Origin of the sequence: Bradyrhizobium sp. CIAT3101 (assembly GCF_029714945.1) — a bacterium.
GTDB lineage: Bacteria > Pseudomonadota > Alphaproteobacteria > Rhizobiales > Xanthobacteraceae > Bradyrhizobium.
In genome coordinates, this window is sequence record NZ_CP121634.1 from 4,990,612 (window position 1) to 5,017,232 (window position 26,621).

Genomic DNA, 26,621 nt, shown 5'->3' on the forward strand with positions numbered 1-26,621 from the left:
TCCTCCCCCCTCAAAATTCAGAGCCAGCCAAGATCAACTTGGCCGGCCCTGTCAATTGGAACATTCCGTATGATGAAATCTAGCCGCGGCGGTCGACGATCCGGCGCACTGCTGGCATCAGCGCAGCGCCCAGCGCGTTCTTGACCACCGAGGCCGCAATGAACGGCGCGACGCCGACGGCCCAAGCCTTGTCCGCGCCAAGGCCGATGCCGTAGGCCAACCAGCCGAAACCGGCGATGAAAATGACGACATGGCCGACGGCCATTGCCGCAAAGAGCAGCACGACGTTGCGATCCCAGCCCCGTTCGGCGAACCAGCCGATGACGACGGCAGCCAGCACGAAGCCATAGAGATAACCGGCGGTCGGGCCGACCAGCGGTGCAATTCCACCGACCGGACCGGCGAATACCGGTAACCCCATCGCGCCCTCGGCGAGGTAGGCGATCATGGTTGCGCTGCCAAGGCGCCAGCCATAGGCCGCGCCGATCATCAGCACGACCAGGGTCTGCAACGTCATGGGCACGTAAGGCAGCGGCAGATTCACCTTGGCCGACAACGCCATCAGCGCGGAGCCGAGCGCGACCAGGACGACGGCGCGCAAGGCGCCGACGGTCTCACCCGGTCGGGTCGGCCACATCACTGCGGCAAGAGGAGAATGCGTGGCGGCGGACTGGACGGTTCGGTCAGACAAGATGCACTCCGGAAGGCTGTTCGAAACTGGCGGCTATTTAAGCCAGTGAGCGATCCGGTCAACTGCCTCCCGCATCTCCGCAGCCGAACGTGCATAGGAGAATCGGATGAACGAGCGTCCGTGGATCGGATCGAAATCGACCCCCGGTGTCGCGGCGACGTGGGCCTTCTCCAGCATCTGCTTGGCGAAGTCGAAACTGTCGGACGTGAAGTCCGAGACGTCGGCATAGAGATAGAACGCGCCGTCCGCGGGCAGAAACTTGGCTAGCCCCGCCTTGGGCAATCCCTCGATCAGGATGCGCCGGTTCTCCTGATAGCCGTGCTTGATCTCCTCCATCTCGGCAGCGCCATCAAAGGCGGCTTCGGCCGCGATTTGCGACAATGACGGCACCGAGATCGAGAGGTTCTGCTGCAGCCGCTCGATCGGGCGCACCAGGATCTCGGGCACGACCATCCAGCCGACGCGCCAGCCTGTCATGCAAAAATACTTCGAGAACGAGTTGATCACGAGTGCGTGCGGAGACAGCTCGGCCGCCGTCACCGCCGGAAACGCGTAGTCGAGCCCGTGATAGATCTCGTCGGAGATGAAGCGGATGCCGGCGTCCTCGGAGGCCGCGATCAGCCCGGCGAGCGCCTCCCGCGACATCATCGTGCCCGTCGGATTGGCGGGGCTGCCGACCAGCACGCCCTTGAGCGGCGCCTTGCGATGGGCGGCGAGCAGCGCCTCGCCGGTCAGCGCGTGACGCGTCTCGTTGGTGGTCTCGATCAGCACCGGCTCGCAGCCGAGCGCAGTGAGGATGTGACGGTACGGCGGATAGCCCGGCACCGTGACGGCGACGCGATCGCCGGGTTCGAACATCGACAGGAAGGCGAGGATGAACCCGCCGGAGGAGCCCGTGGTCACCACGATTCGCTCCGGGCTGACGGTGCAGCCATGGGCATCGCGATAATGCCGCGCGATGCGCTCGCGCAAGGACGGGATGCCGAGCGCCGAGGTGTAGTCGATCCGCCCGGTTTGAAGCGCAGCCTGCGCCGCCGCGATCGCGGTCTTCGGCGCCCCGGCCGCGGGCTGGCCAACCTCCATGTGAATGACATGACCACCGGCCGCCTCGATCCGGGCCGCCGCGGCCATCACGTCCATCACCATGAACGGGGGAACATCACTGCGGCGGGAGGGCTCGAGCCACTGCCCCACCCGGTTCCTCAATATCGCATCGTGCATCGATATCTGCTATTTCGCTGGCGAACCGGGCCATTCGGTCCGGAAAACAGGGCACTTGCGCCCCAGACTAGCCGCATTATACGGCTCATAAGGGCATATCGCGTATCCGGTCCGCCGCCAATCGACAAAACCAATCACAAGAGCTGCATTCCAAGTTCGCTCGCCAAGTTCGCTCGCCAAGTCCGATCGCCAAGTCCGCTTGCAAAGCCCGTTTGACCCAGACCGTTTGATGTTGCTCCAGATCGAATTGCGCAAGAAGGCCTCCGCCCTCACCGCCCTCGTCACGGCAGCTGCGATCGCGCTGCTGCCGGTGCCGGCAACGCAGGCGCAGGAAGGCCGCGGACCGCCGGTCCTGCGCGACACCGAAACCGAGCAGCTGCTGCGCGAATACACGCGCCCGATCCTGCGCGTTGCCGGTCTGGAGAAGCAGAACATCCAGATGGTGATCATCAACGACAGCACGTTCAACGCGTTCGTTGCCGATGGCCGCCGCATCTTCGTCAATTACGGCGCGATCCTCCAGTCCGAGACGCCGAACCAGCTGATCGGCGTGCTCGCGCACGAGACCGGGCATCTGGCCGGCGGCCATCTGTCCAAGCTGCGCGAGCAGCTCGCCAGTGCCCAGACCCAGATGATCATCGCCATGCTGCTTGGCGCAGGTGCCCTTGCGGCTGGCGCCAGCCGCGGCGGCGGCAGCGGCAATAACGGCCTCGCCAATGCCGGTGCCGCTGCGATCGCCGGACCGCAGGAGATGATCCGCCGTTCGCTGTTGTCCTACCAGCGCCAGCAGGAAGAGAACGCCGACCGCGCCGGCGTGAAATTCCTGACCGCGACCCAGCAATCGCCGAAAGGCATGTACGAGACCTTCAAGCGCTTCACCAGCGAGAGCCTGTTCGCGGCACGCGGCGCCGATCCCTATCTGCAGTCGCACCCGATGCCCGCCGAGCGCGTCGCAGCGCTCCAGGAGTTTGCCAGCAGCAGTCCGTATTGGGACAAGAAGGACGATCCCGCGCTGCAGCTCCGCCACGACATGGTGCGCGCCAAGATCTCCGCCTTCATGGAGCGCCCCGAGACCGTCTACCGCCGCTATCCCCTGACCAATGACAGCTTGCCGGCGCGTTATGCCCGCGCCATCAGCACCTATCTGCACGGCGACCTGCGCAGCGCGCTGACCCAGATCGACGCGCTGATCGCGGTGCAGCCGAACAACCCGTACTTCTACGAGGTCCGCGGCCAGGCCCTGCTGGAAAGCGGCAAGCCGGCCGACGCGGTCGCCCCCCTGCGCAAGGCTGTCGCACTCTCGAACAATGGGGCCCTCATCGAGATGTTACTTGGGCAGGCTCTGGTTGGAACCGATAATAAGGCCTACACGGACGACGCCATCAAGATTCTCCGTGCCGCGGTGGCGCGCGAGCCCGAGGCGCCGATCGGCTACACCCAGCTCGCGATGGCCTATGGCCGGAAGGGAGACTATGCCGAGGCGGATCTCGCCTCCGCCCAGGCCGCGTATCTGCGCGGCGACAACAAGACCGCTCGCGAGCTCGCCACGCGCGCGAAAACCCGTTTCGCCGTCGGCACGCCCGGATGGGTCAAGGCCGACGACATCGTGGCGTCGAAGCCGCCGCGCAACTAGCCTGATCACGACATCCGCCACGTTGACGTCACGACACTCCGATTAAGTCCGCCGGGACGTTCTTTTCGAAACCTGCTCTGGATAAGAGGATTTGCCAATGCCTTCGCTGCGCCTGCTTGCTCCCGCGCTGTTTGCGCTCGCCATCTTCGGCGCAACGGGACCGGCTTCGGCCGACAGCTTCTCGGATGCCCAGCGCACCGACATCGAGGCGATCATCAAGAACTACCTCGTCAGCCATCCCGAAGTGCTCGAAGAGGCCATGACCGAGCTCAGCAAGCGCCAGGCTGATGCCGAAACCAAGAAGCACGAAGCCAGCATCACGCAGAATTCGGATGCGATCTTCAACTCGCCGCGGCAGGTCGTGCTCGGCAACAAGGACGGCGATGTCACCTTCGTCGAATTCTTCGATTACAATTGCGGCTACTGCAAGCGCGCGATGAGCGACATGCTCGACCTGATGAAGGCCGATCCCAAGCTGAAGGTCGTCCTGAAGGAGTTTCCGGTGCTGAGCCAGGGCTCGGTCGAGGCCGCGCAGGTTGCGGTCGCCGTGCGCATGCAGGATCCCTCCGGCAAGAAATATCTCGACTTCCACCAGAAGCTGCTCGGCGGTCGCGGCGCGGCCGACAAGGCACGCGCGCTCCAGGCGGCCAAGGAAGCCGGCCTCGACACCGCGAAGATCGAGAAGGACATCGCGAGCCCCGAGGTGCGCGCCACCATCGAGGAGAACTTCAAGCTCGCCGAGGCGATGGGCATGAACGGCACGCCAAGCTACGTGATCGGCAAGCAGATCGTGGTCGGCGCCGTCGGGCTCGACGGTCTCAAGGAAAAGATCGGCGTCGCACGCTGCGGCAAGGCGACCTGCTGACAATCATCCTGCAATTCGCAGACGCGACAAGGCCGGCTGAAAAGCCGGCCTTTTTCGTTGGCCGCTTCTCTGCATGAATCCCGGCGCGAATCCGGCACGCGCGTTCATCTCGCGTTTAGGAAACAAATACCTTGGAACAGCAGATGTTCCGGAACAAGTGACACCTCCTCCCGTTGTCGGCGCGGGCAATGACGCAGAATAAACACGTGAGGAGAAACTCGATGTCGAACCGCTTTATGATCTCGGTCGCCGCGCTTGCACTCGTCGCCGGCACCGGTCTGGCGAACGCACAAGGCACCATGAAGAACGACAACGGCGGCGCCGGCGCGCAGCCGATGCAGCAGTCGCAGCCGTCCGGCGGCGCCGCCGAACACGGCACGATGGGCAAGGAATCCGCAAGCCCGCAGAAGGGCACGGTCGGTCAGGCCGGTGGCTCCATGAAGCCTGGTGAAGAGAAGTCAGGCGCGATGGAGAAGTCGGGCGCCGCGGAGAAATCCGGCGGCATGGAAAAGTCCGGCGCGATGAACAAGAACGCGGCCGACGAGAAGGCCGGTGCGGCGAAGGGTGACCACACCCAGAGCGCGCAGGACAAGGCGACGCAGGACAAGTCGAAGAGCATGAGCTCTGACTCGACGACCAAGTCCGACAGCAAGAACATGAAGGCCGAGGACAACAAGGCCGGCGGCGCCGCCAAGAGCAACAATGCCGAGAACCGTCCGGCTGCGACCGACAGCAAGTCGCAGACCACGACCGGCAACGCCGCCACCTCGGCGACCGCTGCGCCGCCGGCGGAGAAGCGGACCGAGATCTCCACCGCGATCAAGTCGACCAAGATCGAAGAGACCACCAACGTCAACTTCAACATCTCGGTCGGCACCGCCATTCCGGCGGGCGTTCGTTTCCACCCGCTCCCGGCCCGGATCGTCGAGATCTACCCGGAATGGCGCGGCTATGAGGTGATCTTCGTGCACGGCGAGTACATCATTGTCCGGCCGCAGACGCGTGAGATCGTCTACATCATCGAAGGCTAAGCCGGATCGCTGAAGCCAGAGTGAGCCCCTGCCGAGCCATCGGCAGGGGCTTTTGGCCTATCGGGCGGTCTGCCCCGCCGGGGCCTGCCGCAAGCCATCCTTTGGACTGGTTAACAAGCAATTTCCGTAGTTTCCGCACAGGTTTTTGCACACTGGATGAGGGGCCTGAAGTCGATCGGGAGGCCCTTCAAGGCTTCCCCTGGGTCACTTTGTTACCTATAACCCCGCCACGCCGAAACACCTTTGCCGGGACAGGAATGGCCGAACCAGCAACCGACACGATCCTCGTTCTCAACGGACCGAACCTCAACATGTTGGGGACGCGGGAGCCCGAGAAGTATGGCCACGCGACGCTTGCCGACGTCGAGGCGCTGTGCCGGGAGACGGCCGCGACCTTCGGCCTCAAGGCTGATTGCCGTCAATCCAACCGCGAAGGCGAGCTGATCGACTTCATCCACGAGGCGCATGCCCGCAAGATGAAGGGCATCATCATCAACGCCGGCGGTTATTCGCACACCTCGATCGCGCTGCACGACGCACTGCTCGCGGTGCAAATCCCGACCGTCGAAGTGCATGTGACCAACATCCACGCCCGCGAGAGCTTCCGCCACCACTCCTACACCGCGCGCGCGGCCTTCGCCTCGCTGTGCGGTTTCGGCATCGAGGGCTACCGCCTCGCCATCCAGGGCCTTGCCGCCAAAGTCGGCATCAAGCCCAAAGCCTGACGCTCCCTCCTCACACAGAACATTCGGATCAAAGAACATGGCGCGCCAGCCAGACGACAAAGCAGCCGCAAAGTTTTCCAGCGAGGATTCCGCACTCGTCCGCGAGCTCGCTCTGCTGCTCGATGAGACCAGCCTCACCGAGATCGAGATCGAGCGCGCCGGCCTGCGCCTGCGCGTCGCCCGCAACATCAGCGTCGCCGCGACCATGCCCGTTCCGGTGGCGCATGCGGCCCCTGCGCCGGTCGCTCTTGCGGCTGCCGCACCTGCGGCTGCCGCGTCCGACCTGTCGAAGCATCCGGGCGCCGTGACCTCGCCGATGGTCGGCACTGCCTATTGGGCGCCGGAGCCCGGCGCCAAGCCGTTCGTCGAGGTCGGCTCGAAGGTCTCGGTCGGCCAGACCCTGCTGATCATCGAAGCGATGAAGACCATGAACCAGATTCCCTCGACGCGCGCCGGTACGGTGACGCAGATCCTGGTCGAAGACGGCCAGCCGGTCGAATTCGGCGAGCCGCTGGTTATCATTGAATAAGCGAGTGGCGAATTTCGCCCGCTGAGGGACCATGTTCGACAAGATCCTCATAGCCAATCGCGGCGAGATCGCCCTTCGCATCCTGCGGGCCTGCAAGGAGCTCGGGATCGCGACCGTCGCCGTGCACTCCACCGCCGACGCCGACGCCATGCATGTGCGCCTGTCGGACGAAAGCGTCTGCATCGGGCCGCCGCCGTCCAAGGACAGTTACCTCAACGTGCCCGCGCTGCTCGCGGCCTGCGAGATCACCGGCGCGGACGCCGTGCATCCCGGCTACGGCTTCCTGTCGGAGAATGCGCGCTTCGCCGAGATCCTCGGCGAGCACAATCTGCAATTCATCGGCCCCAAAGCCGAGCACATCCGCCTGATGGGCGACAAGATCGAGGCCAAGAAGACCGCCAAGAAGCTCGGCATCCCCGTGGTGCCCGGCTCGGACGGTGCGGTTGGTCCCAACGACGATGCGATGGCGATCGCCAGGAAGATCGGCTTTCCGGTGCTGGTGAAGGCGGCTGCCGGCGGCGGTGGCCGCGGCATGAAGGTCGCGCAGACCGAGGCGGATCTCCAGATCGCGCTGTCGACCGCGGCCAACGAGGCCAAGTCCGCCTTCGGAGACGCCTCCGTCTATCTCGAGAAATACCTGCAGAAGCCGCGCCACATCGAGATCCAGATTCTCGGCGACGGCCGCGGCGGCGCGATCCATCTCGGCGAGCGCGACTGCTCGCTGCAGCGCCGCCACCAGAAGGTCTGGGAAGAAGGCCCCTCGCCCGTGTTGGCCGCCGCTGCGCGCGCCAAGATCGGCGAGACCTGTGCAAAGGCGATGCGCGAGATGAAATATCTCGGCGTCGGCACCATCGAGTTCCTGTTCGAGGACGGCGAGTTCTACTTCATCGAGATGAACACGCGCATCCAGGTCGAGCATCCCGTCACCGAGAGCATCACCGACATCGATCTCGTGCTGGAGCAGATCCGCATCGCCGCCGGCGGCGAGCTGCCGGCCAAGCAGAGCGAGATCCAGATCATCGGCCACGCCATCGAGTGCCGCATCAACGCCGAGAACCCGCAGACCTTCCGCCCTTCGCCGGGCCGCATCACGCAATATCACCCGCCGGGCGGGCTCGGTGTCCGCATCGATTCCGCGGTCTATCAGGGCTACACGATCCCGCCCTATTACGATTCCCTCGTCGGCAAGCTGATCGTCCACGGCAAGACCCGCGCCGAATGTCTGATGCGGCTGCGCCGGGCACTGGACGAGATGGTGGTGGACGGGATCGAGACCACGCTGCCGCTGTTCCGCGACCTGGTGCGCCAGGACGACATCATCAACGGCGACTACCACATCCACTGGCTGGAGCAGTATCTGGCCGGTAAGACGGAACCCAGCGCGAAATAATCTTCTCTGCCGTGGAACCCTTTGGTCCCAATCGCATTATGGACGGTTGGGGACAGTTCCAAGGGGGCGTTTTGAACTCCGCGACAGCTAACAAGGCAAGACCGTCGTGACGGCTGGGGAACAGCGGCGGCGCGCATTCTGGCAGATCCTGCTGTTCGCGGCAGGACTCCTGGTGCTGACCGTGATCAGCGCCGGCTCCGTCTACCTCGTCAACGAAGCCCGAGACGACAGCAAATGGGTGGTTCACACCCTCGAGGTGGAGAACCAGATCAATGGTCTGCTGCTCGAAGTCCGGCGCGCGGAGAGCGCCCTGCGCGGTTATCTCCTAACGCTGGGACCAGAATTCCAGGGCGACCACGAGAAGGCCGTCGCAGCAATCATTCCTGCGCTTGACCGTGTCACCCGCCTCATTGGCGACAATCCTGCGCAGCGCGACAGTATCGAGAAACTGAGCGCGGCGATCGAGATCCGTCTCGGCCAATTCGGACGCGAGATCGACTTCATCAGGCAGGGCCAGCAGGCCCAAGCCACAGCGCTGGCTCGCGAGGCGGCCGACGGCAACACGACCGCCACCATCGGCAGCGTCGCGGCCGCCATGATCGCAGAGGAGGAGCGACTGTTCCGCCTCCGTTCGGCGAACGCCAACCGCAGCCAGACGCTCGCTGCATCGATGACCGGTATCGGCTCGGGTCTCGTCGTGCTGCTAGCGATCATCTCGGTCTGGCTGGTGCGGCGCTCTGCCCGCGCCCGCGACGACGCGGAAACACGGCTTCGCGACTCCAATCTCAATCTGGAGGCCACTGTCGACGAGCGCACGGCCGACCTGCGCGAAGCCAACGACGAGATCCAGCGCTTTGCCTATATCGTGAGCCATGACCTGCGCTCGCCGCTGGTCAACATCATGGGCTTCACCAGCGAGCTCGAGGAATTGGGCAAGGACATCTTTCGACGGATCGGAGGTCTCACGGGCACGCCGGCCGGCGGCCCGCCCGTCGATGTCGCGGAGATTCCGCTGGACGGCCCCGACAAGCAGATGTCGGCGGATTTTTCTGAAGCCCTCGGCTTCATCAAATCCTCGATCGCCCGGATGGACCGGCTGATCTCGGCGATCCTCAACCTCACCCGCGAGGGCCGGCGTGAGTTCCAGCCGGAGAAGATCGATACGCGCGACTTCATCGAGGCCATCGTCTCGTCGGTGGCACATCAGGCGGCAGAGGCGCAGGCCGAGATCCATATCGAGCCGCTGCCGAATATCGTCAGCGACCGCCTTGCGCTGGAGCAGATCTTCTCCAATCTGATCGACAACGCGATTAAGTATCTGAAGAACGGGGTGCCCGGCGAGATCAGAATTCGCGGGCGCACCAAGCTCGGCTACGCTATCTTCGAAATCAGCGATAACGGCCGCGGTATCGACGCTAGGGATCATCAGCGGATTTTCGACCTGTTCCGCCGTGCGGGAACCCAGGACAAGCCCGGTCAGGGTATCGGTCTTGCCCATGTGCGTGCACTTGTGCGCCGCCTCGGCGGCACGATGTCGGTATCGTCGGAACTGAACGCGGGCAGCACTTTTACGATCACGCTGCCCATCTCGTGGAACGCCAGTAACCGGAACGCTGACAAATGACACTGCCCGTCACCATCATCATGATCGAGGACGACGAGGGCCACGCCCGGCTGATCGAGCGCAATATCCGCCGCTCCGGGGTCAACAATGAAATCGTGTCGTTCGCCAACGGCACCGAGGCGATGAAGCACCTGTTCGGCGCCGACGGCAGCGGGCTGGTCCAGAAGGGCAACGCGCTCCTGATCCTGCTCGACCTCAACCTGCCCGATATGAGCGGGATCGACATCCTGAAGCAGATCAAGGAAAACAAATATCTCAAGGCCTCGCCGGTGGTGGTGCTGACCACGACTGACGACAGCCATGAGATCAAGCGCTGCTACGAGCTCGGCTGCAACGTCTACATCACCAAACCCGTCAACTACGAGAATTTCGCCAATGCCATCCGGCAGCTCGGCCTGTTCTTCTCGGTCATCCAGGTCCCGCCCGCCGCCTCATGAACCAACAGCGCACGCCTACACTGCTTTACATCGATGACGACGACGCGCTTGCGCGCCTGGTCGATCGCGGCCTGACGCGGCGCGGCTACAAGGTCATCCATGCCGCGAGCGGCGAGGAAGGCCTGGAGCGCATCCGTAACGCAAGCAGTCAAGGCTGCATCGATGTGGTGGCGCTCGATCAGTACATGCCCGGTCTCGACGGGCTCGAGACGCTCGAGCAGGTCATGGCGATCCCGGACGCCCCGCCGGTGGTGTTCGTCACGGCCTCGCAGGATTCCAGCATCGCGGTGACCGCGCTCAAGGCCGGTGCGGCCGACTATCTGGTCAAGGACGTCAAGGGCGACTTCATCCCGCTCCTGCATGTCGCGGCCGAAGGCGCGCTGCGCCAGGCCGAGTTGCAGCGCGCCCGCGAGGAGGCTGAAGCCGAGATCCACGCCTCGCGCGACCGCTACGCCGCACTTGCCGCCGAACGCGAGTTGTTGCTGCGCGAGGTCAATCACCGCGTCGGCAATTCGCTCCAAATCATCGCCTCGCTGTTGCACCTGCAGGCGAGCTCCGCCGCGCAGGACGAGGTCAAGGCCGCGCTCACCAACGCGATGGGTCGCGTCGCCGCCGTCGCCCAGGTGCACCGCCGCCTCTACACCTCGCAGGACCTGAAGAGCGTCGTGCTCAACCAGTATCTGGACTCCCTGCTCGAGGATCTCCGCCGCTCGGCCGAAGGTAACCGGATGTCGCGCCTGACGGTGAAGGCGGAAGCCATCGAGATCGACCCGGACCGCGCCGTCGCCGTCGGCATCATCGTCAACGAGCTGGTGATGAACGCGGTGAAATACGCCTATCCCGACGGCGCCGGGCCCATTCATGTCGAGCTGAGCTCGCAAGGCGACGATCTCCTGCTGTCGATCACCGACGACGGCGTCGGCGACAACGTCAAGGCCGATCCGCGCTCCACCGGCATGGGCCAGCGCATCGTCGCGGCGATGGCCAGCAAGCTCGATGCCACCGTCGAGCGCGATCCCGCCCATTCCGGAACCCGCATCATCCTGCGGTTCCAGCGCACGCCCGCGCCCCCCGGCAAGGCGAACACCGCCGCGGCGGGCTGATCCGCACATCCGGAATTGCCCCCCATCGCACGCGCATCGCGATCCTGCTATGGTCGGACGCTATGACTTCGCGCGACTCCGCCTCGTCTGAAATCACGCCGGCCGTGCTGCTGCGCGCCTATGCCTGCGGCATCTTTCCGATGGCCGAGAGTGCCGACGACCCGACCCTGTTCTGGGTCGAACCGGAAATGCGCGGCGTGATCCCGCTCGACGGCTTTCGCGTCTCGTCGCGACTGGCCCGCACGGTGCGCTCGGATGCGTTTCGCGTCACCGTCAACACCGCGTTCAAGGCGACCATTGCCGGCTGCGCCGCGCCGCAGGCCGGGCGCGAGGATACCTGGATCAATAAGCGCATCCGCGACCTCTATGGCGGCCTCTACGAGCTCGGCCATTGCCACAGCGTCGAGGCCTGGCAGGGCGACGACCTCGTCGGCGGCCTCTATGGCGTGAGCCTGGGGCGTGCCTTCTTCGGCGAGAGCATGTTTCACACCGCGCGCGATGCCTCGAAGGTCGCGCTGGTGCATCTGGTCGCGCGTCTGATCCATGGCGGCTTCGAGCTGCTCGACACGCAATATGTCACCGAGCATCTCAAGAGTTTTGGCGCGGCCGAGATCTCGCGGCGGCGCTACACCGCGCTGCTCGACAAGGCGCTCGCCGGTGAGCCCGGCGATTTCCTGAAACTGTCTGCGGGGGATGCGATCCCGGGCGCACGCGCGCTCGAGATCGTCGCCTCGCGGCAATAAATCAGGTTTATCGGCTACCGAACCCGGGGATACCAAAGAGGCCCGGCCGCTGCTCCGGCGGCGGAGGTGGCGGCGGCGCCGGCTGCTGCTGGATCGGCGGCAGGGGCTGCGGCGGACGCTGCTGCACGGCCTGTTTTGGCGCGGCCTTCTTCTGCGCCGGAGGCGGTGGCGGCGGCGCAGGCTTGGTCGCGGGATCGGGCGCTGCGGTCGCAATGGTCTGCTGCGGCTCTTTGCAGTCGGTGAGCCAGATGTCGTAGATCGGGTGCTCGACGCCGTGCAGGCCGGGGCTTGCGGCATACATCCAGCCGGAGAAGATCCGCTTCACCTCGCCCTGCAAGGTGATCTCGTCGACCTCGACGAATGCGTCGGTGTTGGCGGCTTCCGTGGCGGGCCGCGTGTAGCACGCGTCGGTCTTCACCCGCAGCGCGCCGAACTGCACGGTCTCGCCGATATCCTCGTCGAAATTGATGATGCGCCCGGTGATCTTGTCGAGGCCGGAGAACGTCGCCTTCTTGTTCACGATCTTCTGCGCCGGCGGCTCGGTGACGACCTCGTCGCCCGGCTGGAGGCTTGCCGGCGCCTGAGGCACGGCGCCCTGCTGGGTCCCGCCCTTCTGCTGCGGCTGGCGCTGGCCGGGAGCTCCCGGAACAGCGGCGCCCGGCTGAGCAGGCGCGCCCGGCGGCGCCACAGCGACGGCCGGCGGCTGGTTCTGCGGGGCGACGGGGCTGCCTGGCGGCGGCGCCAGCGGCTGGGTCTCGACCGGCCCCGGCATGGCATTGCCCTGGCGCGGCATCGGACGCGACGGCAGCACGCGGCCCTGCGGCGGCAGCTCGGGCACCTCTTCGTCGTCGTCGGGGGTCGGCTGCGGTTGCGGCTGTCCGCCGCGCGGGATGGTCCCCGGCGGCCGCAATGGTGGCGGATCGGAGAAGATCGTGCCGATCTGCGCCTGCGCGGGCGTCGCCACCGTCAAAGCGGTAGCGGCCAAAAGCGCCGCAAGACCTGTCAGGGTAATGGTTCGAAACATAATCTCGCGCGGCTTCAACAGCGAATCGGGCTTATTCGACATTCTACAGGGGATACCGCCGCTCGCAGGCCATCCGGTTAACACGGCGAATACGGCGGGGAAAGGGCGGCATCCCTGCCCTGCCCGCCGCCGGCTGGCCATCCCGGCCTCCGGATGGGATAGTCGGCCGCCTCCCCCCGAGGCGGAACGCGGGCATCGCCCCCCGAAAATGACGTCCACCGATCACCAGAACCTCTGGGGTACCTGCCCATGCCCGTCGTGCTCGATCCCGATGCCGCCGCCGTCTACAAGGCTTTCCAGGAGGCCGGCCGCCCCGCCTACGAGACGCTGACCGCCGCGGAGGCGCGCGCCTACTACGCGCAGGCTCGCTTTGCCACCAACCCCGAGCCGCCGGAGCTTGCGCGGGTCGCGCCGCTGTCGATCCCGGCGCCGCACGGGACCATCCCCGCCCGCATCTACGTGCCGAAAGAGCCGCGCCTCAAGGACGGGCTGGCGCCCGCGCTGGTGTTCTTCCATGGCGGCGGCTGGGTGATCGGCGATCTCGACAGCCATGACGTCGTCTGCCGGCAACTCGCCGACGCCGGCGCCCTGATGGTGATCGCGGTCGATTACCGCCTCGCACCCGAGCACAAATTTCCCGCCGCCACCGACGACGCGATCACCGCGACCAAATGGATTGCGGCGAACGCGCGCGAGCTGGGCATCGATGCTTCGCGCCTCTCGATCGGCGGCGACAGCGCCGGCGGCAATCTCGCAGCCGTCGTCGCGCTGGCCGCGCGTGACGGCGATGGCCCCGCGCTCACCGGCCAGGTGCTGATCTATCCGGCGGTCGATTTCGCCATGACGCACGGTTCGCACAGCGAGCCCGAGACCAGCGTCCTGCTGACGCATTCGGTAATCCGCTGGTTCCGCGACCATTATCTCAACGGCGCGGCCGGCATTCACGACTGGCGCGCCTCGCCCGCGCGCGCCGAGACCTTGGCTGGACTGCCGCCGGCCTATGTGCTCACGGCTGGCGCCGATCCCCTGCGCGACGAGGGCGACGAATACGCCGCGCGCCTCAAGCAGGCCGGCGTGGGCGTCACATACAAGCACTTCCCCGGCCAGTTCCACGGCTTCTTCACCATGGGCAAATTGCTGCAACAGGCCAATGTCGCGGTGAGCGAGATCGGCGCATGGCTGAAGGCATTGGGTTGAGAACGTCGTCATCCGAATGTCGTCTGCGCTCAAAACCGTCTTTGCCCTTCCCCTCCGCGGCCTGACCTGGCTCGGCGGCCAGGGCACGCGCGCGGTGGCCGCCGTCGTGTTCATTGCCGCCGCCGTGCCGCCGCTCGGCGCGCTGCTGCGGCCCTACGTCACCGAGGCGATCCTCGTCCTGCTCTGCATCTCCTTCATGCGGGTCGATCTCGCGGCGCTCTACAGCCACCTGCGCCGGCCCGCGCTGGTGGCAACCGCCACCGCGTGGACGACGATCGGCGTGCCGCTGATCGTCGGACTGATCGCGCATGCGAGCGGGCTCACCGAGCGTGCGCCCGGCCTGTCGCTGGCGCTGATGCTGCAGAGCATGGCCTCGCCGATGATGGCCTCTCCGGCGTTGGCCGCGCTGATGGGCCTCGACGCCACGCTGGTGCTGATCACGCTGGTGACCGCAACCGCGATCGTGCCCTTCACCGCGTCGCTGTTCGCGAGCCTTTTCCTCGGCGGCATGCTGGCCATCTCGCCGCTCACACTCGGGCTGAAGCTGCTCGGCATCCTCGCGGCATCGCTGCTGGGCGCCACCATGATCCGATGGGTCTTCGGTGCCGAGGCGATCCAGCGCCACAAGCAGCCGATCGACGGCTTCAACATCATCATCCTCCTGATCTTCGCGTCCGCGATCATGGGCGATGTCGTGAGCGACCTGATGGCGCGGCCGGTCTTCACGATCAGCCTCGCAGCCCTGTCGTTCGCGATCTATTTCACCCTGCTCGCCGTCACGACCTTGCTGTTCCGCCGCATCGGCTATGAGCGCGCACTGGCGCTCGGGCTGATGGTGTCACAGCGCAATCTCGGCCTGATGCTCGCCGCGACCGCCGGCGCGCTGCCGGCCACGACCTGGCTCTATTTCGCGATGACGCAGTTTCCGATCCATCTGTCGCCGTACATGCTGACGCCGATCGCGCGGCGGCTGGCGACGCGAGGAACCGGCGCGACGGCCGCAGGCAGCACCAGCTAGCGCGCTCTCATGTCAGCGCGCCGGCAGGCTTTGATGCCCTGAAAATATAGCGGTTGGTGCTGAAGAAATATTGTCCCGTCCCGGTCGGGCGCTCGAATTCGCCGTGCCATGCATTGAGATCGTCGGCTGAAACGTCGTTCGTGCGGCTGACGAAATCCCGGATCCCCTGGGCCAGTCCCTTGCTGTAGCTATCGTCATCGTACCGCAAATTCAAAATCGGAAAGACGGATGCTCCGTCCAGATGAAATCCGGCATTGATCAGTCTGAAGGCCATCGATCTGGGGAGACGCGGATGGGCACAATGTGCTTCCCATGATGTCATGACGGCGGCCATGCGCTCGCGGTTGTCAGAATGCCACACCACGGCGTCCCAATCCGTTGCGACAAAAACCGTTCGGCCGCCCGGCTTCAGGACGCGAAACGCTTCCCTGAGCACGCGGTCGACATCAGGGACGTACTCGGCGACCTGAGTGCACACGACGGCGTCAAATGATGCATCGGGCTGGCCCAACTCCGTCGCGTTGCCGATGGCATATGAAATCCAGTCCGAAGCCTTCTGCCGGTTGCAGACGGCGATCAGGTCGGTCGACACATCGATACCGACGACAGCGCCATGAAGCCCAACGATCTGCGCCATGGTTTCGCAGAGATAGCCCGGACCGCATCCGATATCGAGAACGCGCTCGCCGGCAGAGAGATTGAGGTGCCGGATTGTGTCCGCGCGCTGGGCCTTCACATCGTCGGTGAGATAGATTCTCTGGAGCCGTTTCGCGTTCTCATTGCTGTACTCCATCCCGCTCATCGTCGCCTCCTCGGTCGCGTGGCAAGTGAGAGTCGCTACCCCGCCCGCGCCGCGCGCCGCAGCGCCTGAGGGGGCTGGCCGAAGGCGCGGATGAAGGCGCGGCGCATGCGCTCGGGATCGCCGAAGCCGGTCGCCTCTGCCACGAGCTCGATCGCCTCGCGCGAGGACTGCACGCGCTCGCGCGCAACCTCGATCCGCAGCCGCTCGATCGCCTTCGACGGCGTTGTGCCGGTCTCGGCGGCAAAGGCGCGGGCGAAATGCCGCGCGCTCATGCCGGCGCGATCGGCGAGGTTTTCGACCGTCAGCGGTGTGTCGAGATTTTCCCGCGCCCACGACAGCAGCGCACCGAACCGGCCGTTCGGCGTCTTCAATTCCAGCAGCGACGAGAATTGCGACTGGCCGCCGCTGCGGCGATGGTACAGCACGAGCTGGCGCGCGGTCGCCTGCGCGATCTCCTCGCCATGGTCTTCGGTGACCATCGCGAGCGCGAGGTCGATGCCGGCGCTGATGCCCGCCGACGTCCAGACCTGGCCGTCGCGGGTGAAGATCTGGTCCGGCTCGAACTTGATCTTGGGATAGCGCGCGACGAAATCGCGCGTGCGGCCCCAATGCGTCGTGGCGCGGCGGCCGTCGAGCAGGCCGGCCTCCGCGAGCACATAGGCGCCCGAGCAGACGCTGGCGATCCGCACGCCGCGCTTCGCCAGCCGCTGCACGAAGGCGAGCGTTGTCGGACAGCGCGCCGCCGCCGACACGCCCGCGCCGCCCGCCACGACCAACGTCGTGATCGCATTCGTCGATTTGAAATCGCGCGCCATCATCTCGACGCCGGAGGACGAGCGCACCGGACCCGCGGTCATCGCCAGCACGCGCAGCGCAAGCGGCTTGTCGCCGGCGCGTGCCGCGATCTCGAATACCGAGATCGGGCCGGCCGCATCGAGCAGCTGAAAATCCGGGAAGATCAGGATGCCGATCATGCTCATGTCCGAAAGTGAGGGAAATACGCCATTTTGGACAGAAGGGCATCATGCCAATTTGCCGGCGTCAAGCACTTCATTGGAGGCTCTCATGACGGCACCGCTTCAGATCGGCCTTTTGGTGTTCCCGCGCGTCACCCAACTCGACTTCACCGGCCCGTTGCAGGTGTTTTCATCCGTCCCCGGCGCGACCGTGCACCTGATCTGGAAGACGCTGGATCCCGTGCCAAGCGATTCCGTGCTGATGCTGACGCCGACGGTGACATTCGCCGATTGCCCGCAACTCGACGTGATCTGCATTCCCGGCGGCTTCGGCACCGACGCTCTCCTCAATGACGAGGAGACCCTCGACTTCGTGCGCAAGCAGGCTGAGGGCGCCAAATTCGTCACGTCGGTCTGCACGGGATCGCTGGTGCTGGGCGCGGCCGGGCTCTTGAAGGGCTACAATGCCGCCACCCATTGGAGTGCGATGGAGATGCTGTCGCTGTTCGGCGCGACGCCGACCAAGACGCGCGTCTGCGTCGATCGAAATCGCGTGACCGGCGGCGGTGTCACCGCAGGCATCGATTTCGCTTTAACGCTGGTCTCGCTGCTGGTCGATCGCACCACCGCGGAAGCCATTCAACTTCGCCTCGAGTATAATCCCGCCCCGCCGTTCAATGCCGGCTCGCCCGATACTGCGCCGGCAGACGTGCTCGCGCTGATGAAAGAGCGGGTCGCGCCATTCCAAGCGCGGCGCTTGGAGGCTGCCAAGCGTGCAGCCGAGCGGATGATGTAGCGCGGCTCTCGTGTCCCGGACGCGCTGCAGCGCCCTTGCGCTGCTGCGCAGAGCCAGGACCCAGCAGCGACACGGCAAGCGGACCCTAGCCCAACAGAAAGAGGCCGCCCGGTTTCCCGAGCGGCCCTTCCTGTCTCACGGCGGCGCACATTCTCATCGGGCGATTTCGGAACTACCAGACCGGGGGCCTATCTCCCGATCGAGTCCTTCCTCGGCGGCCGCTGCATCTCGGGACAGTCGCGAACTGTTGCCCGAACCGAACGCGATGGTCTCCCATCTCCGTAAGATGGGTTCATTGAGCCGCATCGCTGGCGCAGGCGCAACGGCCACGCAGCTGGCATCCCCGCTGATCCCGTTGTCCACAGCGGCGTGATGCGGATGCGCGTGCATCCAAACCGATGATGGAGAGCGCCTGGGACTAGCCAGGCGTCCAGGGCTGGTAGTCGCCGGTCGCCTTGGGGCGCTTGCCGCCGGCGAGCGTCGAGCCGGACGGACGGTAGGCCTTGGCCGTCCCCGTCGGATTCGGCTGGTGCGGCTTCTGCCATTCGCGCGGCTGGTAGTTCTCTTCGGTCGGCGGCACGTCGACGACGTGATGCATCCAGCCATGCCAACCCGTCGGGATCCGGCTGGCTTCGGCATAGCCGTTGTAGATCACCCAGCGCCGCTCGAAGCCGAGCGTCGGGTCGATCTTGCCACCGGCCGTCCGATAGTAGCGGTTGCCCTGCTCGTCCTCACCGACCAGCTCCCCGAACCGCGAGGTCCAGAGTTGGGTGCCAAAGGTCTGGCCGTTCCACCAGGTGAAGAGCTTCAGGAAGAATTGTTTCATGCGGCAAGGGCCCTGCTTCGTGGGGTCCTGATGCCATCCGGACGGCCAAATGTCCAGTTCGCCCGGTGCGGCCGTGCCCAGCCCAAACGCGGTGACACGGGGCGGCCCTGCCTGCCGCAAATCGGTCGCGATCCATTCATGCCGGGTACAGCGGCGCCGTGAAAACCTGCCGCTCATGCGCAAACCGGCGTGATCCCAGGAACCGTAGCCCGTTCAAGGGATTTGCTTCCGGGAAAGGAGTTTTGAACATGAACAGTCTGAGAGTTTTGAGTGCGGCCGCGGCGCTGGCACTGGTTCTTCCGATGGCGACCCCGAGCTTCGCCCAGGGCCCCGGCGGCCACGGTGGCGGACATGTCGGCGGTGGTGGCGGCGGTGCTCATTTCGGCGGTGGCGGCGGCGGCGCCCGCATGGGCGGCGGCGGCTTTGCCGGTGGCGGCCCCCGGATCGGTGGCGGCGGCGGCAATTTCGCGGCCGGTGCGGCTGTGCGCCCCAGTGCGGGCCCCGCCTTTAGCGGTGGTGGCGGCCGCAACTTCGCAGCGACCGGAGGCCAATGGAACGGCGGCGGCGGCAACTGGCACGGTGGCGGCTGGCGTCGTCACGGCGGCTTCTGGCCGGGAGTCGCAGCCGGTGCGGCGATCGGCGCGCTGGGCTCGTCCTACGCCTATTACGGCGACGGCCCGTATTACGGCGATGGCTATTACGACAACAGCTACTATGACGACGGTGCGACGGTGGCCGTGGTGCCCGACAGCGGCGGCGATTCGTCGGCCTATTGTGCCCAGCGCTACCGGTCCTACGACCCGGCGTCCGGCACCTATCTCGGCTATGACGGCCTGCGTCATCCCTGCCCGTAACGCGGCCTGAAGATCATCATCCCTGAGCGGCGCCGACCAACGGCGCCGCTCTCATTTGTGTTGGCCGCCCCTCGGCGTATTTCCGGTCTCTGACACGGATTGAGCGACCATCACGCTGCGGTCGTGAAACCAGAAGCCGGCGAACAGGACGATGAGAACGATTGCGTAGCCCGCGCATGAGCAGCGCGCCCATCGCCGATACGTCCTGCGATCATCCGCGCTCAGATCTTGCACGTCTTGTCGCGAACGCAGTCCATCAAGCCCGAGCCGGGTCATCGCAGAACCTCCGCAGATCATGGTTCTGCAGTAATTCGACCTGCCCACACGCGTCATCATCCCGTCGGGTGACATATGCGCCACACGTCTCCAGAACGGTTCAATGACGGAGCAGCTTTCGCGGATCGTGCGGATTTGCCTCAACCTGTCATTGAAATCCGACGAAATTCGCCTGCCACCCGGAACCCGCAGAGGCGCTATGCATTGCGACGTGCATACCTATGTAGGTCCAATCCAAAATTGACCCAGCGCACGATTCGCCTATATCACCAATCACTGTGGGGACTTCGATCTACTAGGAAGGGTCATGCCGCGTATTCTCGTGGTCGATGACGATCCGATGGTCGGCGCGACCATCGAGGTCCTCCTCCTGCGCCAGGGCTTCGACGTCACGCTCACCGACGGCGGCGAAACGGGGCTTGCTGCGCTGGAAGCGCAGACGTTTGATGTGATGCTGGTTGATATCTTCATGCCGCATATGCGCGGCTTCGAATCGATCCGCATCTTTCACGAGCGTGCGCCGGCGATTCCGTTGATCGCCATGTCGGGCTACGCCTTCGCCTCATCCGCCTCGCCCTCCCCGGACTTCCTCCGCATGGCGCTCGAACTCGGCGCATCGCGCTGCCTGCGCAAGCCGTTCACGCCCGAGACGCTGTTGACGACCATCCGGGAATGCCTTGGCGAGAGCGCGCCGCCGAAGGACCAGAAAGAAGCACCTTGATCCCTTCGCAGCGCGTCATTCTCGGTGCTGGACTTGCCATCCTCCTGCTCATCACCGCCGCCTCGATCGGGCTCGACGTCAAGTCGCGGTCGGACGCTGCGTGGGTCAATCACACCGCCGAGGTGCTGAAGAAGATCTCCGACGTGCACCTGCTGGTTCGCCGCGCGGAAAGCGCGCTACGCGGCTATGAGATCTACCGCACGGCAGGCTTCATCGACGAATTCCAGGCTGCCCGCGGCCAGATCGCACCGGCGCTCGGCGACCTCAAGCTCGCGATCCGCGACAATGCCGACCAGGTGGCGCTGATGGAGGCTACGGAGCCACTCATCCTTCGGCGCATCGAGGTCGCAGCCGAGTCGCTTCGGCTGCGCACCAATGGCGACATTGAGGGCTCCAACGCGCTGAGAGACCGCGGCGAAGGACGCGGCCTGATGGAGACGCTCACGGGAAATCTGGATCGGCTGGCCGCGAGCGAAGAGAAGCTACGCGCCACTCGCGAAGCGGCCTCGCGCCGGACCGGCATCGTGCTGCTCGGCATCGACGTCATTGGCGCGCTGGTGATCCTGCTGCTCGTCACCATCCTCTTGCGCGAGAGCCGGCGTACCACCGTGCAGCTCCAGAGCTCACTGCTGGAAACCACCGCGGCCAATCAGCAACTCGAGGCCGCCGTGGCGGAGCGCACCGAGCACCTCGTCACCGCCCATGACGAGCTGCGCCTGTCGGTCAACGTGCTGCAGAGCACGTTCCGCAGCATGGCCGAGGCCGTGCTGGTGATCGACACCGAGGGCAACGTCCTTTTGTCCAATCCGGCCGCGGAGCACATACTGCTGCACCGCACCGGCACGAACCTGCGCAATCTGCGCGCGCTATCCGATGTGTTCCACGGCGACGGCGTCACGCCGCTCGAGTCCGACGGACTGCCGTCCGTGCGCGTGCTGCGCGGCGACGCGTTCGAAAATCTGGAGATGATCGTCCGCCCGCACAGCGGCAACAACGCGCGCCATCTGATGGTCAGCGGCCGGCCGATGCGGGACGGACAGGGCAACATCTCCGGCGCCGTGCTGGTCTATCACGATGCGACCTCCTCGCGCGAAACCGAGCGGCAGCTACACCAGTCGCAAAAGCTCGACTCGATCGGCAAGCTGACCGGCGGCGTCGCGCACGACTTCAACAACATGCTGACCGTGATCTCGGGCAATACCGAGACGCTGGTGGCGAGCCTGAAGGAGCAGCCCGAGCTGCAGCGCACCGCGCGCCTGATCGACGACGCCGCCGAGCGCTGCGCCGAGCTGATCCAGCATCTGCTGGCCTTCGCGCGAAAACAGCCGTTGCAGCCGCGCGACGTCGAGATCAACGCCGCCATCACCGACATCGCAAAGCTGCTGCGTCCCACCCTCGGCGAGCAGATCCAGATCGAGACCGTGCTGGAACAGGGACCGATGACCTCGCACATCGATCCGTCGCGCCTGACCAATGCCGTGCTCAACATGGCGATCAACGCCCGCGACGCCATGCCGAACGGCGGCAAGCTCCTGCTCGAGACCCACCGCGTCGTGCTGGACGAGGCTTACGCGCAGGCCAACGCCGACGTGCGGCCCGGCCCCTACGTCATGCTCGCCGTCAGCGATACCGGCACGGGCATGCCGCAGAGCGTGCAGGACATGGCGTTCGAGCCGTTCTTCACCACCAAGGAGGTCGGCAAGGGATCGGGCCTCGGGCTCTCCATGGTCTACGGCTTCGTCAAGCAGTCCGGCGGCCACATCAAGATCTACAGCGAGCAAGGTCACGGCACCACGATCAAGCTCTATCTGCCGCCCGGCGAAGGCACGACGGAAGCGGCCGCAGCAATCGCCCCGCAGGCCGAAGGCGGCGCCGAGACCATCTTTGTGGTCGAGGACGACGTGCTGGTGCGCAACTTCGTTACTGCGCAGCTGCAGAGCCTCGGCTACAGGACGGTGGCCGCCGGCGACAGCCGCGCCGCGCTGCAACTGATCGAGGCCGGCCAGGCCTTCGATCTGCTCTTCACCGACGTCGTCATCCCCGGCGGCATGAGCGGCCGCGAGCTCGCCGACGAAGTGGCGAAACGACGCCCGGGCGTCAAAGTGCTCTACACCTCCGGCTACACCGACAACGCTATCGTCCACCACGGCAAGCTCGACGACGGCGTGATGCTGCTGACCAAGCCGTACCGGAGAAACCAGCTCGCCGAGATGATCAGGAAGGCATTGAGTGGTGGCGGGATGGCGGCGAGCTAGCGCGTCGCCAACGGGAGGATTGCTTGAAGAGAGCTGCTGCTTATCTCAGGCGAAACAAGATCATCATCTGCCCTGTCTCGGAGACCACGGACGGAGTGGGCATGACCTGCACACCGGTCTTCAATCTGGAGGCGAGCGATGTCGTGGGCGCAGGCAAGGCACTACTGGACGCGTTGCAGTATTCGCGCGAGGGGATTCCACACCCTTCACGAGCGGAATGGGGCAATTTGTTTGAGCCTATTCTAAGCGCCGCCGGGGTGGGATCTTGGAGTTCATTTGTGCGATCCGCAAAGGAAGTTGCCGTTAAATTTGGGACCAACCGTGTTGTTTACATTCCCACCAGAAACCTTGGTTCAAGGAATGGCTTCGTTGCTCTCCCGGAACGGGAGCGATCGAGTGCTCCGACGGTTGCAGAAGTTGGGCCTGCGCTTCTAGCTGCGTTCGCTGACGCTGAATAGCGATCAGCGCGTCGCCAATAGCACCGCGGCGAGCGTAAAGATCAGCCCGGCGATCTGCCCTGCCCCGAGCGGCTCGTGCAGCGCGAGTTCCGACGCGACCACGCCAATCACTGACACCGCGATCGTCCTGATCGCGGCGACCGAGGCAGGCAGGCGGGCGGGCGGGCGAGCGCTGCGAACAAGCTGACGTAGGCGATACAAAACTGCCAGCTCGCCGAAATGATCCGGAAGGCGTTGAACGGCGGGGGGATGGCGGCCGGCTAGCGCGTGGACTGCCCGGAGGCGCGCAGCAGTTACGCAAATGTGGGACCGCGCGCACTAGCGCAGGATGCGAGTTCCGCTTGTCTTGTTGAGCCGCCGTGGCTCGCCCGGATCCGCGCCGGAGGTGTTCCGAAACCGCGCAATGCAACGAGTAAGGCCGTTTTGATTCCGATCGGGCCGGTCTCAAGCAAAAATCAAGCGCATCTCAAGGACAAATCGTCTCACCACCCCCATCTCCGAGCATGCTCCCGGCGACAAATGTTGGAGCCGGCGTCGCGACAGTCCGCTTGCGGAGCGCGATACCGATCGCAGTCACCAGATGCACACAGCTAGGATCCTGGTCTGCGGCCGGAACTGACGGCGCAGCTTTCCACAGGTGCTCGGATGAAAAGACGCGAGTTCATCTCGTTGATTGGTGGAGGACTGGTCTGGCCCGCGATCGCACGGGCGCAGGACGGAGCCAAGCTGCATCGCATCTTCTGGGTCTCGACCGAGTCCGAACCGGATCCCTTCCTGGACGGCTTTCGCGATGGAATGCGCGCGCTGGGATACGTCGAGGGCAAGACCGTAACCTTCGAGACGCACTATGCCCCTGGAAATCCGCAGGCACTGCGCAAGATCGTCTCCGATTTGCAGCGGAAGGATATCGACCTAGTGGTCTCGAGCGGTCCGGCGACACGCGTCATGACTGGGGTCACCGACGTGCCCGTGCTGTTTGCGTTGAGCGGTGACCCCGTCGCTTTGGGTGTGGTGAAGAGCCTTGCTCACCCCGGCACCAATTTCACCGGCAGCACATTCCTGTCGCTCGAGCTGGCAGGAAAGCGCATTGAGCTGCTCAAGGACATTTATCCAAAGCTGCGAAAACTGGCGGTCTTCTCGAACACGGATCATCCGGGAGAGCCACTGGAATGGCGTGCGACTTTGGAGTCGTGCCGGAATCTCGGCATCGAGGCAGCCTACGTTCCGTTCTGTGGCGCTCGCGAAATCGAGAATGGGTTGACCGCTGCCGGAAACGTGGACGCGGATGCTCTCCTCGTGTTTCCCGATGTTGTGACGCTGGTGCATCGTGCGAAGATTGCGGAGCTTGCAATCGCGCGCCGGCTGCCTTCGATGTTTGGCTGGTCTGAATATTGTGACGCTGGAGGTCTCCTGAGTTACGGCGCAAACCAGCGCACGACCTACTTTCGGCTTGCCACGTATGCCGATCGCATCCTGCGCGGTGAAAATCCGTCAGATCTTCCGGTGATGCGCCCCGAGAAGTTCGAACTGGCAGTCAATCTGAAGACAGCCAGGCTTCTGGGCATCGACCTGGACGTGTCGTCGATCCTGTTTCGGGCCAGCAAGGTGATCTCCTGAGAGCATTGATGACCGACGGTGCTGCGCAGTCCTCTTCGTGTACGATGCCCCCGCGTCGCTCGCTGTTCTGCAAGTATTTCGCGACGTTGTTTGTCGCTGCCGTCGTGCCTTTGATACTGGGCGCGGCCGTCGAGGCGTCGTTCGGTTACCGAGACCAGCGCCGCCAGATCAGCGCGGTGCTGCACGCCGATGCTCGCGCGGCGTCCGACAGGATCGAGGCGTTCACCGACGGCATACGGGATCAACTGGGTTGGATGGTGCAGCTTCCCTGGTCTGCCGGGGACGATGCGCAACATAAGATCGACGCCTTGCGCCTTCTCCAGCAGGTGCCTGCAATCGTTTCGGTTTCGCTTCTGGATGAGGCCGGCACTGAACGGATTTTTGTTTCCAGGCTGCATCTGAACAGGACCGGGCGCGGCATTGATATGTCCGCTGATCCCGCTGCTCTCGGCGCACGCGCCAACAAGGTCTGGTACGGACCGGTTCAGTACCAGCGGGATTCAGAGCCCTATATGAGGATCGCGGTTGCCGGGAGCCTGCCGGCTGCGGGGGTCGTGATCGCCGAAGTCAATCTGAAGCTGATCTGGGATGTCATCGCCGCCATTCGAATTGGCGAGACCGGCTACGCCATTGTTGTCGATGACTCCGGTCATCTGATCGCCCATCCCGACATCAGTCTGGTTCTGCGCGGCCGCGCCAGCTCGGGCAGTTTCGGCCGGATCAAGCATCTCGTTGGCGCGTCGAGCGGAGCCGCGGTGATAACCGGGGACCAAGGCAAGCCGGTGGTGGCGCTGTCCGTTCTAGCCGCCGATGTGGGATGGACGGTGATCGCGATGCAGCCGGTCTCGGAAGCTTTTGCATCAATTCACGCGGCGTTGTGGCGCTCGTCAATTCTGATTGCCTTTGGTGTTCTTGTCGCGCTGGCGCTCGCCTATTGGCGCGCGCACAGAATGTCCGGCCCGATCAAGCAACTGGAAGAGGGCGTGGAGCGGATCAGAACCGGACAATTCGAGCATCGCATCAGGATCTTCAGCGGTGACGAGTTGCAGCAACTGGCGCTGCGCTTCAATGAAATGGCTTCTGAACTGGCGATCTCGCAACAGAAATCTGCGCGGATCGAACGGCTGAAGCAGTTCCTGCCATCGCAGGTCGCCGAATTGGTCGAGCATTCTCACGAACTGCTCGAAGGACAGCGACGTGAAGTCGCCGTCATTTTTGGCGACTTGCGCGGCTTCACGGCGTTCTCCACGCGCAATGAACCTGATGTCATCATGGCCGTCATGCGCGAGTACTACGAGGCCGTTGGTGCCGTGACGACTCGTCACGAGGCAACGCTCATCGGCTTTGATGGGGACGGAGTCATGCTCCTCGTCAATGCCCCGGTCGCATGCGAACAGCCGGCAACCCAAGCGGTCCGACTCGCGATCGACCTGCAAACGACGGTGCAGTCCCTTGCCGGCAAATGGTGCGACGCCGGCCACGCGATCGGCTTTGGCGTGGGCGTTGCGATGGGACCGGCAACGGTAGGAACGGTTGGTTATAACGGTCGGCTGGACTACACGGCGATGGGAGCCGTGGTGAATTTGGCGTCGCGGCTCTGCAATCTCGCGAAGGACGCGCAGATCCTGGCTGATCCCACGATCGCTGAAAGGGTAAGGGATAGCGTTCCGTTGGCATCGCTCGGACAGCGACACATCAAAGGCTACGACCAGGCCCTCGAAGTCTTTGCCGTCGCACCTGCCGACCTGCCGTTGAAGCCGCCGGGCTCGGGACAACGCCGGCGAGAGAAAGAGCCTCAGGACCACTGATACCCCGGCGTCCGGACGGCT

General features: G+C 64.9%; 24 protein-coding genes and 1 pseudogene. 18 read left to right on the forward strand and 7 right to left on the reverse strand.

What is annotated here, in order from left to right:
* Positions 1–79: 79 nt before the first annotated feature.
* Positions 80–637, reverse strand: coding sequence for a biotin transporter BioY (locus QA645_RS23625; RefSeq protein WP_283053301.1), 558 nt, complete (start codon positions 635–637; stop codon positions 80–82).
* 87 nt (positions 638–724) lie between these two features.
* Positions 725–1,912, reverse strand: coding sequence for an aminotransferase class I/II-fold pyridoxal phosphate-dependent enzyme (locus tag QA645_RS23630; RefSeq protein WP_283044122.1), 1,188 nt, complete (start codon positions 1,910–1,912; stop codon positions 725–727).
* Between the two features lie 229 nt (positions 1,913–2,141).
* On the opposite strand from QA645_RS23630, the gene QA645_RS23635 reads away from it, so the two are divergent.
* The 10 genes from QA645_RS23635 to aat all read left to right on the forward strand — a co-directional run bounded on the left by QA645_RS23635 (position 2,142) and on the right by aat (position 11,992).
* Positions 2,142–3,545, forward strand: a complete 1,404-nt coding sequence (locus tag QA645_RS23635; protein WP_254131182.1) for a M48 family metalloprotease — start codon at positions 2,142–2,144, stop codon at positions 3,543–3,545.
* A gap of 97 nt (positions 3,546–3,642) precedes the next feature.
* Positions 3,643–4,410 carry a DsbA family protein gene (locus QA645_RS23640; protein ID WP_254131181.1) on the forward strand — a complete coding sequence of 256 codons (768 nt, stop codon included), beginning with the start codon at positions 3,643–3,645 and terminating at the stop codon, positions 4,408–4,410.
* Between the two features lie 221 nt (positions 4,411–4,631).
* Positions 4,632–5,441 (forward strand): DUF1236 domain-containing protein, encoded by an 810-nt coding sequence (locus tag QA645_RS23645; RefSeq protein WP_254131180.1) that lies wholly within the window; start codon positions 4,632–4,634, stop codon positions 5,439–5,441.
* A 257-nt stretch (positions 5,442–5,698) separates the two neighbouring features.
* A complete protein-coding gene (gene aroQ / locus QA645_RS23650; RefSeq protein WP_212427781.1) occupies positions 5,699–6,166 on the forward strand; it encodes a type II 3-dehydroquinate dehydratase in 468 nt (155 codons plus the stop codon).
* Between the two features lie 37 nt (positions 6,167–6,203).
* Positions 6,204–6,695, forward strand: a complete 492-nt coding sequence (accB, locus tag QA645_RS23655; protein ID WP_283044123.1) for an acetyl-CoA carboxylase biotin carboxyl carrier protein — start codon at positions 6,204–6,206, stop codon at positions 6,693–6,695.
* 31 nt (positions 6,696–6,726) lie between these two features.
* Positions 6,727–8,085: an acetyl-CoA carboxylase biotin carboxylase subunit gene (gene accC / locus QA645_RS23660; RefSeq protein WP_254193516.1), complete on the forward strand. Its 1,359-nt coding sequence runs from the start codon at positions 6,727–6,729 to the stop codon at positions 8,083–8,085.
* 106 nt (positions 8,086–8,191) lie between these two features.
* Positions 8,192–9,709, forward strand: a complete 1,518-nt coding sequence (locus tag QA645_RS23665) for a CHASE3 domain-containing protein (RefSeq protein ID WP_254131177.1) — start codon at positions 8,192–8,194, stop codon at positions 9,707–9,709.
* Positions 9,706–10,146 (forward strand): response regulator, encoded by a 441-nt coding sequence (locus tag QA645_RS23670; RefSeq protein WP_254131176.1) that lies wholly within the window; start codon positions 9,706–9,708, stop codon positions 10,144–10,146. The genes QA645_RS23665 and QA645_RS23670 overlap by 4 nt, the downstream gene beginning before the upstream one ends.
* The gene (locus QA645_RS23675; protein WP_283044124.1) at positions 10,143–11,249 is read left to right on the forward strand and encodes a histidine kinase dimerization/phosphoacceptor domain -containing protein; all 1,107 of its coding nucleotides are present in this window, start codon (positions 10,143–10,145) and stop codon (positions 11,247–11,249) included. The genes QA645_RS23670 and QA645_RS23675 overlap by 4 nt, the downstream gene beginning before the upstream one ends.
* A gap of 62 nt (positions 11,250–11,311) precedes the next feature.
* The gene (gene aat / locus QA645_RS23680; RefSeq protein WP_254193515.1) at positions 11,312–11,992 is read left to right on the forward strand and encodes a leucyl/phenylalanyl-tRNA--protein transferase; all 681 of its coding nucleotides are present in this window, start codon (positions 11,312–11,314) and stop codon (positions 11,990–11,992) included.
* Between the two features lie 7 nt (positions 11,993–11,999).
* Here the strand turns inward: aat and QA645_RS23685 are convergent, their stop codons facing one another.
* Positions 12,000–13,058, reverse strand: a complete 1,059-nt coding sequence (locus tag QA645_RS23685) for a DUF2155 domain-containing protein (protein ID WP_283044125.1) — start codon at positions 13,056–13,058, stop codon at positions 12,000–12,002.
* Positions 13,059–13,265: 207 nt separating this feature from the next.
* Between QA645_RS23685 and QA645_RS23690 the strand changes: the two genes are divergently transcribed.
* Together QA645_RS23690 and QA645_RS23695 are read left to right on the forward strand one after the other, a co-directional pair.
* Complete coding sequence (locus tag QA645_RS23690) at positions 13,266–14,213, forward strand: alpha/beta hydrolase (protein ID WP_283044126.1); 948 nt, start codon at positions 13,266–13,268, stop codon at positions 14,211–14,213.
* A 16-nt stretch (positions 14,214–14,229) separates the two neighbouring features.
* Entirely contained in the window at positions 14,230–15,231 is a 1,002-nt protein-coding gene (locus tag QA645_RS23695; protein WP_283044127.1) for a Na+-dependent transporter, read from the forward strand.
* Between the two features lie 7 nt (positions 15,232–15,238).
* On the opposite strand, the gene QA645_RS23700 is transcribed toward QA645_RS23695, so the two are convergent.
* Positions 15,239–16,033, reverse strand: coding sequence for a methyltransferase domain-containing protein (locus QA645_RS23700; RefSeq protein ID WP_283044128.1), 795 nt, complete (start codon positions 16,031–16,033; stop codon positions 15,239–15,241).
* Between the two features lie 35 nt (positions 16,034–16,068).
* Positions 16,069–17,007, reverse strand: coding sequence for a GlxA family transcriptional regulator (locus tag QA645_RS23705; protein ID WP_283044129.1), 939 nt, complete (start codon positions 17,005–17,007; stop codon positions 16,069–16,071).
* Between the two features lie 91 nt (positions 17,008–17,098).
* On the opposite strand from QA645_RS23705, the gene QA645_RS23710 reads away from it, so the two are divergent.
* Positions 17,099–17,785: a DJ-1/PfpI family protein gene (locus QA645_RS23710; RefSeq protein ID WP_283044130.1), complete on the forward strand. Its 687-nt coding sequence runs from the start codon at positions 17,099–17,101 to the stop codon at positions 17,783–17,785.
* A 418-nt stretch (positions 17,786–18,203) separates the two neighbouring features.
* Here the strand turns inward: QA645_RS23710 and QA645_RS23715 are convergent, their stop codons facing one another.
* A complete protein-coding gene (locus QA645_RS23715) occupies positions 18,204–18,611 on the reverse strand; it encodes an NADH:ubiquinone oxidoreductase subunit NDUFA12 (protein WP_254131167.1) in 408 nt (135 codons plus the stop codon).
* 248 nt (positions 18,612–18,859) lie between these two features.
* Between QA645_RS23715 and QA645_RS23720 the strand changes: the two genes are divergently transcribed.
* The 3 genes from QA645_RS23720 to QA645_RS23730 all read left to right on the forward strand — a co-directional run bounded on the left by QA645_RS23720 (position 18,860) and on the right by QA645_RS23730 (position 22,717).
* The gene (locus QA645_RS23720; RefSeq protein ID WP_283044131.1) at positions 18,860–19,465 is read left to right on the forward strand and encodes a BA14K family protein; all 606 of its coding nucleotides are present in this window, start codon (positions 18,860–18,862) and stop codon (positions 19,463–19,465) included.
* A 583-nt stretch (positions 19,466–20,048) separates the two neighbouring features.
* Positions 20,049–20,462, forward strand: a complete 414-nt coding sequence (locus QA645_RS23725) for a response regulator (RefSeq protein ID WP_027530880.1) — start codon at positions 20,049–20,051, stop codon at positions 20,460–20,462.
* Positions 20,459–22,717 (forward strand): CHASE3 domain-containing protein, encoded by a 2,259-nt coding sequence (locus tag QA645_RS23730; protein WP_283044132.1) that lies wholly within the window; start codon positions 20,459–20,461, stop codon positions 22,715–22,717. The genes QA645_RS23725 and QA645_RS23730 overlap by 4 nt, the downstream gene beginning before the upstream one ends.
* Before the next feature lie 461 nt (positions 22,718–23,178).
* Here the strand turns inward: QA645_RS23730 and QA645_RS23735 are convergent.
* Positions 23,179–23,381 (reverse strand): annotated as a pseudogene (locus tag QA645_RS23735) (EamA family transporter); the annotation flags it as partial.
* Positions 23,382–23,820: 439 nt separating this feature from the next.
* Between QA645_RS23735 and QA645_RS23740 the strand changes: the two are divergent.
* Entirely contained in the window at positions 23,821–24,792 is a 972-nt protein-coding gene (locus QA645_RS23740; protein WP_283044133.1) for an ABC transporter substrate-binding protein, read from the forward strand.
* An 8-nt stretch (positions 24,793–24,800) separates the two neighbouring features.
* Positions 24,801–26,600: an adenylate/guanylate cyclase domain-containing protein gene (locus QA645_RS23745; RefSeq protein ID WP_283044134.1), complete on the forward strand. Its 1,800-nt coding sequence runs from the start codon at positions 24,801–24,803 to the stop codon at positions 26,598–26,600.
* Positions 26,601–26,621 lie beyond the last annotated feature (21 nt).

Coding starts and splice junctions, on each gene's coding strand:
- QA645_RS23685 (WP_283044125.1), bottom strand. CDS start 13,058: ATGTCGAATAAGCCCGATTCGCTGTTGAAGCCGCGCGAGATTATGTTT.
- QA645_RS23725 (WP_027530880.1), top strand. CDS start 20,049: ATGCCGCGTATTCTCGTGGTCGATGACGATCCGATGGTCGGCGCGACC.
- QA645_RS23695 (WP_283044127.1), top strand. CDS start 14,230: ATGTCGTCTGCGCTCAAAACCGTCTTTGCCCTTCCCCTCCGCGGCCTG.
- QA645_RS23670 (WP_254131176.1), top strand. CDS start 9,706: ATGACACTGCCCGTCACCATCATCATGATCGAGGACGACGAGGGCCAC.
- QA645_RS23720 (WP_283044131.1), top strand. CDS start 18,860: ATGAACAGTCTGAGAGTTTTGAGTGCGGCCGCGGCGCTGGCACTGGTT.
- QA645_RS23745 (WP_283044134.1), top strand. CDS start 24,801: ATGACCGACGGTGCTGCGCAGTCCTCTTCGTGTACGATGCCCCCGCGT.
- QA645_RS23705 (WP_283044129.1), bottom strand. CDS start 17,007: ATGATCGGCATCCTGATCTTCCCGGATTTTCAGCTGCTCGATGCGGCC.
- aroQ (WP_212427781.1), top strand. CDS start 5,699: ATGGCCGAACCAGCAACCGACACGATCCTCGTTCTCAACGGACCGAAC.
- QA645_RS23635 (WP_254131182.1), top strand. CDS start 2,142: ATGTTGCTCCAGATCGAATTGCGCAAGAAGGCCTCCGCCCTCACCGCC.
- accB (WP_283044123.1), top strand. CDS start 6,204: ATGGCGCGCCAGCCAGACGACAAAGCAGCCGCAAAGTTTTCCAGCGAG.
- QA645_RS23710 (WP_283044130.1), top strand. CDS start 17,099: ATGACGGCACCGCTTCAGATCGGCCTTTTGGTGTTCCCGCGCGTCACC.
- QA645_RS23700 (WP_283044128.1), bottom strand. CDS start 16,033: ATGAGCGGGATGGAGTACAGCAATGAGAACGCGAAACGGCTCCAGAGA.
- QA645_RS23625 (WP_283053301.1), bottom strand. CDS start 637: ATGTGGCCGACCCGACCGGGTGAGACCGTCGGCGCCTTGCGCGCCGTC.
- accC (WP_254193516.1), top strand. CDS start 6,727: ATGTTCGACAAGATCCTCATAGCCAATCGCGGCGAGATCGCCCTTCGC.
- QA645_RS23640 (WP_254131181.1), top strand. CDS start 3,643: ATGCCTTCGCTGCGCCTGCTTGCTCCCGCGCTGTTTGCGCTCGCCATC.
- aat (WP_254193515.1), top strand. CDS start 11,312: ATGACTTCGCGCGACTCCGCCTCGTCTGAAATCACGCCGGCCGTGCTG.
- QA645_RS23690 (WP_283044126.1), top strand. CDS start 13,266: ATGCCCGTCGTGCTCGATCCCGATGCCGCCGCCGTCTACAAGGCTTTC.
- QA645_RS23630 (WP_283044122.1), bottom strand. CDS start 1,912: ATGCACGATGCGATATTGAGGAACCGGGTGGGGCAGTGGCTCGAGCCC.
- QA645_RS23645 (WP_254131180.1), top strand. CDS start 4,632: ATGTCGAACCGCTTTATGATCTCGGTCGCCGCGCTTGCACTCGTCGCC.
- QA645_RS23740 (WP_283044133.1), top strand. CDS start 23,821: ATGAAAAGACGCGAGTTCATCTCGTTGATTGGTGGAGGACTGGTCTGG.
- QA645_RS23675 (WP_283044124.1), top strand. CDS start 10,143: ATGAACCAACAGCGCACGCCTACACTGCTTTACATCGATGACGACGAC.
- QA645_RS23715 (WP_254131167.1), bottom strand. CDS start 18,611: ATGAAACAATTCTTCCTGAAGCTCTTCACCTGGTGGAACGGCCAGACC.